This is a genomic window from Dietzia sp. E1 (assembly GCF_014145015.1).
GTDB classification, from domain to species: Bacteria; Actinomycetota; Actinomycetes; order Mycobacteriales; family Mycobacteriaceae; genus Dietzia; species Dietzia cinnamea_A.
On sequence record NZ_JAALDU010000343.1, the window covers coordinates 1 to 9,641 of the forward strand.

Annotated in this window: 10 protein-coding genes; 5 read left to right on the forward strand and 5 right to left on the reverse strand. The window is 71.2% G+C overall.

Annotation, left to right across the window (positions count from 1 at the left end; all coding sequences use genetic code 11):
- The coding region (locus tag G6030_RS11445; RefSeq protein ID WP_182643203.1) for a helix-turn-helix domain-containing protein at nucleotides 1–592 on the reverse strand (592 nt) is incomplete at its 3' end.
- A gap of 69 nt (nucleotides 593–661) precedes the next feature.
- Between G6030_RS11445 and leuC the strand changes: the two genes are divergently transcribed.
- From leuC to G6030_RS11460, 3 genes are all read left to right on the forward strand, one after another.
- Nucleotides 662–2,128, forward strand: coding sequence for a 3-isopropylmalate dehydratase large subunit (gene leuC, locus G6030_RS11450; RefSeq protein ID WP_182643204.1), 1,467 nt, complete (start codon nucleotides 662–664; stop codon nucleotides 2,126–2,128).
- 6 nt (nucleotides 2,129–2,134) lie between these two features.
- Nucleotides 2,135–2,731, forward strand: a complete 597-nt coding sequence (leuD, locus tag G6030_RS11455) for a 3-isopropylmalate dehydratase small subunit (RefSeq protein ID WP_061227785.1) — start codon at nucleotides 2,135–2,137, stop codon at nucleotides 2,729–2,731.
- A gap of 135 nt (nucleotides 2,732–2,866) precedes the next feature.
- Nucleotides 2,867–3,247 (forward strand): HU family DNA-binding protein, encoded by a 381-nt coding sequence (locus tag G6030_RS11460; RefSeq protein ID WP_061227784.1) that lies wholly within the window; start codon nucleotides 2,867–2,869, stop codon nucleotides 3,245–3,247.
- A gap of 53 nt (nucleotides 3,248–3,300) precedes the next feature.
- On the opposite strand, the gene G6030_RS11465 is transcribed toward G6030_RS11460, so the two are convergent.
- Genes G6030_RS11465 through cofC form a run of 3 tightly spaced genes read right to left on the reverse strand, consistent with a single transcriptional unit; the run spans nucleotide 3,301 to nucleotide 7,021 of the window.
- Nucleotides 3,301–4,215: an NUDIX hydrolase gene (locus G6030_RS11465; RefSeq protein ID WP_182643205.1), complete on the reverse strand. Its 915-nt coding sequence runs from the start codon at nucleotides 4,213–4,215 to the stop codon at nucleotides 3,301–3,303.
- Nucleotides 4,212–6,308, reverse strand: a complete 2,097-nt coding sequence (locus G6030_RS11470; RefSeq protein ID WP_182643206.1) for an RNA degradosome polyphosphate kinase — start codon at nucleotides 6,306–6,308, stop codon at nucleotides 4,212–4,214. Before G6030_RS11470 ends, G6030_RS11465 begins: the two co-directional genes overlap by 4 nt.
- Complete coding sequence (gene cofC, locus G6030_RS11475) at nucleotides 6,305–7,021, reverse strand: 2-phospho-L-lactate guanylyltransferase (protein WP_182643207.1); 717 nt, start codon at nucleotides 7,019–7,021, stop codon at nucleotides 6,305–6,307. The genes G6030_RS11470 and cofC overlap by 4 nt, the downstream gene beginning before the upstream one ends.
- Before the next feature lie 107 nt (nucleotides 7,022–7,128).
- Here cofC and G6030_RS11480 point away from each other — a divergent pair, with 107 nt between their 5' ends.
- On the forward strand, nucleotides 7,129–8,127 hold the full coding sequence (locus G6030_RS11480; protein ID WP_007633229.1) for an NAD(P)H-dependent glycerol-3-phosphate dehydrogenase: 999 nt from the start codon (nucleotides 7,129–7,131) through the stop codon (nucleotides 8,125–8,127).
- A 10-nt stretch (nucleotides 8,128–8,137) separates the two neighbouring features.
- Nucleotides 8,138–9,244, forward strand: a complete 1,107-nt coding sequence (locus tag G6030_RS11485; RefSeq protein ID WP_182643208.1) for a D-alanine--D-alanine ligase — start codon at nucleotides 8,138–8,140, stop codon at nucleotides 9,242–9,244.
- Nucleotides 9,245–9,297: 53 nt separating this feature from the next.
- Here G6030_RS11485 and G6030_RS11490 read toward each other — a convergent pair.
- Nucleotides 9,298–9,641, reverse strand: a 344-nt coding sequence (locus tag G6030_RS11490; protein ID WP_182643209.1) for a DUF3515 domain-containing protein, incomplete at its 5' end; no start/stop codon positions are given.

The window sequence follows — 9,641 nt, forward strand, 5'->3', positions numbered from 1 at the left end:
CCACGGTGCCCGTCGAGTCCCGGATGGGCGCGGAGATCGAGGCCACGCCCGCCTCCCGCTCGGCGACGGACTGTGCCCAGCCACGCCGGCGGACCTCCGCCAGCTGGCGTTCGGTGTACGTGGCGTCGGACAGCAGCGCGCGCTGCGTGGCCGGGTCGGCCCACGCGGCGAGGACCTTGGCACCCGACCCGCGGCTCATGGGCAGAACCGCGCCGACGGGCACCGTGTCCCGCAGGCCGGTCGGCGGCTCGGCCGAGGCCACGCAGATACGGCGGTCGCCGTCCCGGCGGTAGACCTGGACGCTCTCCTCGGTGATCTCCCGCAACCGCGGCAGTACGGAGGAGGCGGCGTCGGCGAGGGAGTCGGAGACGTGCGCCGCGAGCTTGGCCAGTCCGGGCCCGAGGCTCCACACTCCGGCGTCGTCACGGGACAGCAGTTGATGGATCTCCAGGCCCACCGCGAGGCGGTGCGCGGTGGCGCGCGGCAGTCCCGTCCGCTCGCAGAGGTCGGCCAGGACGCAGGGCTGCTCGGCCACCGCGTGCAGCACCGTCATCGCTTTGTCGAGGACCCCGATCCCGCTATACTGTCTCACAGTTCGACTATATCGTCCTACATGGTGAGAATCCATCAGAGGCTCATCCGGGATGTGACTGGAGGCGTGATGACTGAGACCGTGACCGGTGGAACGCGACCGCGGACCCTGGCCGAGAAGGTCTGGGACGACCACGTGGTGGTCAGCGGAGAGGGTGAGGGCGAGTCCCGGGGGCCCGACCTCATCTTCATCGACCTCCACCTCATCCACGAGGTCACCAGTCCCCAGGCGTTCGACGGACTCCGCCTGGCCGGGCGTCAGCTCCGCCGCCCGGACCTCACACTGGCCACCGAGGACCACAACGTGCCGACCGACATCGTCGGCGGCGCCGTCAACCTCATCGCCGACCAGACCTCGCGCGTCCAGATCGAGACCCTGCGCCGCAACTGCGAGGAGTTCGGTGTCCGGCTGTACCCGATGGGCGATCTCGACCAGGGGATCGTCCACGTCGTGGGCCCCCAGCTGGGCCTGACCCAGCCGGGCATGACGGTGGTGTGCGGCGACTCGCACACCTCCACCCACGGGGCGTTCGGGTCCATCGCCATGGGTATCGGTACCTCCGAGGTCGAGCACGTCATGGCCACCCAGACGCTCAGCCTGCGGCCGTTCAAGACGATGGCCGTGACCGTCACCGGCGAGCTGCAGCCCGGCGTCACGGGCAAGGACCTCATCCTCGCCGTCATCGCCCAGATCGGCACCGGCGGGGGGCAGGGCTACATCATCGAGTACCGCGGCGAGGCCATCGAGAAGCTCTCGATGGAGGCCCGGATGACCGTCTGCAACATGAGCATCGAGGCCGGCGCGCGGGCGGGCATGATCGCGCCCGACCAGACCACCTACGACTACCTGCGCGGCCGTCCGCACGCGCCCACGGGCGACGAGTGGGACGAGGCCGTGCGGTACTGGGAGAGCCTGCGCACCGACGAGGACGCGGTCTTCGACGCCGAGGTCGTGATCGACGGCTCCGCGCTCACCCCGTTCGTCACCTGGGGCACCAACCCCGGTCAGGGCGTTCCGCTGGGCGCGTCCGTCCCGGACCCGGAGTCGTTCACGGACGAGAGCGCGCGGATCGCCGCCGAGAGCGCCCTGGAGTACATGGACCTGCGGGCCGGCACCCCCATGCGCGAGGTGCCCGTCGACGTCGTGTTCGTCGGGTCGTGCACCAACGGCCGCATCGAAGACCTGCGCACCGTCGCCGAGGTCATCGACGGGCAGAGGATCGCCGACGGCGTGCGGATGCTCGTCGTGCCGGGCTCCATGCGGGTGCGCCAGCAGGCCGAGCGGGAAGGCCTGGACCGGGTGTTCACCGAGTTCGGCGCCGAGTGGCGCCAGCCGGGCTGCTCCATGTGCCTGGGCATGAACCCCGACTCGCTGCTGCCCGGCCAACGGTGCGCGTCCACCTCCAACCGCAACTTCGAGGGACGCCAGGGCAAGGGTGCGCGCACTCACCTGGTCAGCCCGTCGGTCGCCGCGGCGACCGCGGTGCTCGGGCACCTCGCCTCACCCGCCGATCTCGAGCCCGCGAAGGGGGCCTGACACCTCATGGAGCCGATCACCACCCACACCGGCATCGGCGCCCCGCTGCGCCGCTCCAACGTGGACACCGACCAGATCATCCCCGCCGAGTACCTCAAGCGCGTCACACGCACCGGGTTCGAGGACGGCCTGTTCTCCTCCTGGCGGGCGAACGAGCCGGACTTCGTCCTCAACCGCCCGCCGTACGACCGCGCCTCCGTCCTGGTCGCCGGGCCGGACTTCGGGACGGGCTCGTCGCGGGAGCACGCCGTGTGGGCCCTCATGGACTTCGGCTTCCGCGTGGTCGTCTCGTCCCGCTTCGCCGACATCTTCCGCGGCAACTCGGGTAAGTCCGGCCTCGTGGCCGCCCGGGTCGAGCAGGAGAACGTCGAGCTCCTGTGGAAGGTGATGGACGAGCGACCGGGTATCGAGCTCACCGTGGATCTGGTCACCCGCACGATCACCGCGGGTGACGTCACCGTGCCGTTCGACATCGACGACTACACGCGCTGGCGGCTCATGGAGGGCCTCGACGACATCGGCCTCACGCTGCGGCGTGCCGATGATATCGAGGCGTTCGAGAGCCGGCGGCCGGCGTTCAAACCGGTCACCACGCCCCGCTGATCGACGCGCGTCAGGAATTTTCGGAGTCACTTCCGAATTGACCCCCGCCTGGCCCGGCCGTGTGAGTATGCTTATATTCATTCCGTGCGGTTGCGAAAGCCGCGCACGCATACTCACCCGAAGGGGGATCCCCACGTGAACAAAGCCGACCTGATCGCCGAGCTGGCGGACCGGATGGGCGGAGACCACCAGCTCGCCACCGAGGCGCTGGAGAACACCCTCGACATCATCGTGCGGACGGTGGCGTCCGGGGAGTCCATCACCATCATGGGCTTCGGCATCTTCGAGAAGAAGGCACGTGCGGCCCGCGTCGCGCGCAACCCCCACACCGGTGAGTCCATCCCGGTCCCGCCGACCTACTCGCCGGTGTTCCGGCCGGGTCAGTACTTCAAGTCCGTCATCCAGGGCACCGAGACGCTGCCCGAGGGCCGGCTCGCCGCCAAGCGGTCGAGCTCGCATCAGTCGTTCGGCGGCCTGCACGCCAACGGGGTCGGCCTCCGCGACAAGGTCAGCTGAGCCGCCCGGCCGCGGTCGGGCCCGGGCGGCCCGGTGACGGGGCCGCACGCGCCTCAGAACAGCGGCAGGGGGCTCGGGTAGTAGTCGGCGTGGACCACCGTCCCGCCGTCGAACCCCAGCACCCACACGCCGGCCTTCTTCGTGGACGCGTCGCCCACGTCGAGGCCGGCCGGCCCGGCCAGATCGCGGACCATCCCGGGGATGGCTGTGCCCTGCGAGGACACCGCGGCGATCCCCTCGCCGCCGGCGATCCGGGTCAGCCGTGACACGGCCGCGACGGGATCGTCGAGGTACGCCTCGTCGCTCAGCGCCGGCTCGGTCGAGATCGACGCCCCGAGCTCGTCGGCCAGCGGCGCGAGCGTCTGCTCGCACCGGACGCGAGGCGCGCTGTGGAGACGGGTGACACCGAACGCCCGCAGCATCGGCGCCAGCATCTCGGCCTGCACCCGGCCGTTCTTCTCCAGCGGCCTCAGGTCGTCGTCACCGCTCCACTCGCTCCGGCGCCCCGCCTTGGCGTGCCGGACGAGCAGCAGGACCGACCGGGCGCGCGGCGCGTCGTCGAAGCGGGTGAGGATCTTCCGGTCGAGCGGGTAGGAGACGAGGCACTTGGCCTCGTCCACGGGCACCCAGCGGATCTCGTCGACCTCGGAGTTGGGGTGGAAGTCACCGCCGGTGGCCAGCGCCGACCAGTAGGTGACCTCTTTACGGGTGTTCTCCTTGAGGGGGTAGGCGGTCGTCCCGATCCGGGAGCGCAGCTCGGCGGCGAAGCCCGTCTCCTCCTCGATCTCGCGCACGGCGGTGACCGGCAGTGCTTCTCCGGCGTCGACCTTGCCCTTGGGGAGCGACCAGTCGTCGTAGCGCGGTCGGTGGACGACCGCACACAGCGGCGAGTCGCCGTCCATCCGGTACAGGACCGCTCCGGCGGCCGGGACCACGCGGACCCTGGACTTCCCAGGCTTCGGGCTCATCGGTTACGGAACCCCGCGTGCTGGGAGGCCATGCGCTCCTGGTGATCGACCGAGTCGCCCCAGTCCTCCGGCGCCGGCATGCGTCGCCAGGTCGCGTCCGGCTGGAGGTGGAAGCTGCGGGTCGCCGGGTCGAGTGCCGAGTCGAAGACGCGGTGGATCTGCTCCTTGAGGCGGGGGTCGGTGACGGTGACCATCACCTCGACCCGGCGGTCGAGGTTGCGGTGCATCATGTCAGCGCTGCCGATGAACACCTCGTCCGCACCACGGAAGTGCAGGATCCGCGAGTGCTCGAGGAAGCGGCCGAGGATCGACCGGACGTGGATGTTCTCGCTCAGGCCCGGGACCCCGGCGCGGAGTGAACAGATGCCGCGCACCACGATCTCCACCGGCACGCCGGCCTGGGAGGCCCGGTACAGGGCGTCGATCACCTGCTCGTCCACCAGCGCGTTGGCCTTGAGCCGGATGCCCGCCTCGTGACCCTCCTCGGCCAGGGCGATCTCGCGGTCGATCCGCTCGATGATGCCGGAGCGGATCCCCTCCGGCGCCACCAGGAGACGGCGGTACTTGCTCACGTTGGAGAACCCGGTGAGGTGGTTGAACAGGTCCGTCAGGTCCGACACAACCTCCTCGTCGGCCGTGAACAGCCCCACGTCCTCGTACAGCCGCGCTGTCTTCGGGTTGTAGTTGCCGGTGCCGATGTGCGCGTACCGCTGGAGCCGGTCGCCCTCCTTGCGCACCACCAGGCAGGTCTTGCAGTGAGTCTTCAGGCCGAGCAGGCCGTAGACGACGTGGACGCCGGCCTGCTCCAGCTCGCGGGCCCACCGGATGTTGTTCTGCTCGTCGAACCGGGCCTTGATCTCCACCAGCGCGACCACCTGCTTGCCGGCCGCCGCGGCGTCGACGAGCGCGTTGACGATGGGGGAGTCACCGGAGGTCCGGTACAGGGTCTGCTTGATCGCCAGGACGTCCTCGTCCGCGGCGGCCTGCTCGATGAATCGCTGTACGGTCGTGGCGAACGAGTCGTAGGGGTGCTCGACGAGGACGTCGCACTCCTGGAGGGAGGCGAAGATGTTGCGGGCGGTTTCCCGCTCGCCGAAGGCCGGGGGAGTGGCCGGGACCATGGGCGGGTCCTTGAGGTCGGGCAGGTCCAGGCCGTGGATCTGCCACAGGCCGGTGAGGTCGAGCAGACCGGAGAACCGGATGACGTCGGCGGAGTCGACGTCGAGTTCCCGCTGCAGGATCCGCAGCATCCGCGGGGTGGTGTCCTCCGCGATCTCCAACCGCACCGCCGACCCGAACCGGCGGCGCGCCAGTTCGCGCTCGAGGGCCTGCAGCAGGTCCTCGTCGCGGTCCTCCTCGACCTCCATGTCCGCGTTGCGGGTCACCCGGAAGACATGGTGTTCGACGACCTCCATGCCCTGGAACAACTCGCCCAGGTGGGCGGCGATGATGTCCTCGGCGGGGACGAACGAGTACTCGTCCGGTCCGCCGCGGTCCACCCGGACGAAGCGCGGGACGTTGTGGGGGATCTTGACCCGGGCGAAGTGCTCCTGGCCCGAGTCGAGGTCGCGGATGATGACCGCGAGGTTGAGACTCAGGCCCGAGATGTACGGGAACGGGTGCGCCGGGTCCACCGCCAGTGGGGTGAGCACCGGGAAGATCGAGTTGCGGAACAGCTCCGCCAGCGAGAACTTCTCGTCCGCGGTGAGGTCGGACCACGGGAGGATCCGGATGCCGTTCGCCTCCAGCTCCGGACGGATCTCGTCGCGGAACAACCGGGTCTGCTCGTCGCACAGCTCGCGCGTGCGCAGACTGATCCGCCCGAGCTGCTCGGCGGGCGTCTGGCCGTCGGCGGAGCGGACCGACAGCCCGGTCTTGTCACGTCGCTTGAGGCCGGCGACGCGCACCATGTAGAACTCGTCCAGGTTCGAGGCGAAGATCGCGAGGAACTTGGCCCGCTCCAGCAGCGGGAGGCCCTTCTCGCCGGCCAGCGCGAGCACGCGCGCGTTGAAGTCCAGCCAGCTCAGTTCACGGTTGAGATAACGGTCACGGGGCCGGGGCAGTTCCTGGAGGGCGTGCTGTTCTACGGTCACGGCACCATTGTGGCCGATACCCCGTCCGCGTGTGTCGCGTGCCGTGTCGAGGGGTCGCGCAGCGCCCCGGCCGTGGCGGCGCCGACGTCACGGGCCGAGAGGGTGGCGAGATCGGCAGGGATGTCGACGTCCCGGCTCGCCGCGGCGAGATCGGCCGCCACGCCGACTGTCACGGCCCCGCCCGCGCGGAACCGTGCCGCGGAGTCGGGGCCGAACCGGCACACCCGGGAGTCGGGCGCGCCCGTCCAGAACGCCATCGTCGTTCCCGCCCCGCGATGGTCCGCGACCGTCGAATGGGGATGCCGCTCGGCGGAGGCGAGGATGCGCGCGAGGTGATGCGGGCGGAGCTCGGGCAGATCGGCGGCGACGACCCCGACCGGTCCGGGGACGTCGGCGAGCGCGGCCGTCAGGGCGGCGTTGAGGGGATCGACGTGGGAACGGGGCAGAGAGGGCTCGGGGACGAACTCCACGCCGACCCGGGCCGCCAGGTCCCGGACGAGCGGATCGGCGGCCGAGACGACGCGGACCCGACCGACACCGGGAGCGGCGAGGCACGCGCGCAGCACGTCGGTGGCCATCGCCAGCACCAGGGCTTTCCGCCCGGCCGACGGCAGAGCCGGGTCCAGGCGACTCTTGGCGCGGTCCAGCGCCTTGACGGGGACGACGATCGTCCAGCCGTCAGTGCCGGTCGCGCCGCCCTCAGCTGTGCTCATCGACCGCCATCCTGCCAGCCGCGCCTCGGCGGCGTCCCGCGCCGGGTAGCGTTTGCCGGGATCCACCGCGGTCGGCGGGCAGGGACGACGAGGGCCGGGAGGCGAAGATGGCGCGGATCGCGGTGATGGGAGCGGGGTCCTGGGGGACCGCGGTCGGCAAGGTGCTCGCCGATGCCGGGTCCGAGGTCGTGATGTGGGCCCGCCGCGAGGAGGTGGCGGCGGACATCAACGGCGCGCACTGCAACCCGACCTACCTGCCCGACATCGTGCTGCCCGCGAGCGTGTCGGCGTCCACCGATCCCGCGGAGGTCCTCGAGGGCGCCGAGGAGGTCGTGCTCGCCGTGCCCTCGCAGAGCCTGCGCGGCAACCTCGAGACCTGGGTCCGGTCCTTCGAGCCCGACGCCGGCGTCATCTCGTTGGCCAAGGGCATCGAGACCGGCACCCTCATGCGCATCAGCGAGGTCGTGGCGGAGGTCGTCGGTCTGCCGGAGTCCCGCATCGCCGCGCTGTCCGGCCCGAATCTCGCCCGCGAGATCGCCGAGGGACAGCCCGCCGCCACGGTGATCGCGTGTTCGGACGAGGAGCGGGCCGCCCGCCTCCAGGACGCGTTCTCCACCCCGTACTTCCGGCCGTACACCAACACCGACGTCGTGGGATGCGAGATCGGCGGCGCCACCAAGAACGTCATCGCGTTGGTGTGCGGGATCGCCACCGGGATGGGCCTGGGGGACAACACCATGGCCACCCTCGTCACGCGGGGGCTGGCCGAGACCACCCGGCTCGGGGTGGCGCTGGGGGCCAACCAGATGACGTTCGCCGGGCTGGCCGGGCTGGGCGACCTCGTGGCCACCTGCACCTCGCCGCTGTCGCGCAACCGGACCTTCGGGGAACGGCTGGGCCGCGGCGAGACCCTCGAGCAGGCGCAGCGGGCGACGAACGGCCAGGTCGCCGAAGGGGTCAAGTCGTGCACCTCGATCCGCGAGCTGGCCCGGCGGGCCGGGGTCGAGATGCCGCTCACCGAGGCCGTCCACGAGATCTGCCACGAGGGCGGCGACGCCGTGGAGGTGGCGGTGCGCCTCATGAGACGCAGCACCAAGCCCGAGTAGCCTCGGCCCGGTGAATCGCATCACCGTCGCAGTCCTCTACGGCGGCCGCAGCTCCGAGCACTCCGTGAGTTGCGTGTCCGCCGGTGCCGTCATGGGTCACCTCGACCGCTCCCGCTACGAGGTGATCCCCGTCGGCATCACCGAAGCCGGGGCCTGGACCCTCGGCTCCGACGACACGGCGGCCCTGCGCATCGCCGACCGGATCATGCCCGTGGTCGACGCCGGCCGCCCGCGGGTGGCCCTCGGACTGTCCACCGACGACCGCGGCGTGCTGCGGTTCGCCGACGGCGACCGGGCCGGGCAGGAGATCGCCCGGGTGGACGTGGTCTTCCCGGTCATGCACGGCACGCACGCCGAGGACGGGACCATCCAGGGCCTGCTGGAGCTGTCCGGCATCCCGTACGTCGGGCCGGGTGTGTTCGCCAGCGCCGCGGGGATGGACAAGGAGTTCACCAAGGTCGTGCTGGGCGCGGCCGGACTCCCGATCGGCCGTCAGGTCGTCCTGCGGCCCGGCACCGCGACGCTCTCGCCCGCCGACCGCGACCGTCTCGGGCTGCCGCTGTTCGTCAAGCCGGCCCGCGGCGGGTCGTCCATCGGCATCACCAAGGTCTCGCGGGCGGCCGACCTCGACGCCGCGATCGCCGAGGCCCGCCGCTTCGACGACAAGGTGATCGTCGAGGCCGCGATCGTCGGCCGCGAGATCGAGTGCGGCGTGTTGGAGTACCCGGACGGCCGGGTCGAGGCGAGCCTGCCGGCCGAGCTGCACATCCCCGGCGAACCGACCGGGGTGGAGGGCGAGACGGAGGGCGACGCCTTCTACGATTTCGACACCAAGTACCTCGACGACGTGACGACCTTCGATCTGCCCGCCGACCTCCCCGCGGAGCAGACCGAGCGGCTGCGGACCCTGGCGGTCGAGGCGTTCCACGCCCTCGACGCCCGCGGCCTCAGCCGCGTGGACTTCTTCGTCACCGCCGAGGGGCCGGTGATCAACGAGGTCAACACGATGCCGGGATTCACACCGATCTCGATGTACCCGCAGATGTGGGCGGCGACCGGGGTCGACTACGAGAGCCTGCTCGACACCCTGATCCGCACCGCGATCACCCGCGGCTGACCTCAGGGCGCGGTGGGGCCCCGCCGAGGGGCGTCGTGGCGCCGTCGGGCGTGTCAGCCCACCGGGGCCGGGTCCGGCTCGACCTCCTCGAGCGCGGCGGTGATGGCGTCGGACAGATCCTGGATCGGGCCGGTGCCGCTGCCCTCGGGCAGGGTCACCGCCACGTACTGCGGGCGGTCGACCGCTACCCAGGTGGAGGCCGTGACGGCCGGATCCGGATCGGGCTCGTTGAACCACTGCACGCCGTTGACCGCCTGCAGCGCGACGCCGACCGTGAACGTCGGCGGGGCCGGCATCCCACACCGCACGATGACCGGCTCGGCGTCCGGCATCCGGTACGCGGCCGTTCCCTCGGGCGCCGGCTCGACCAGCGCCACCCGGGCGGCGTCGCCGAGCG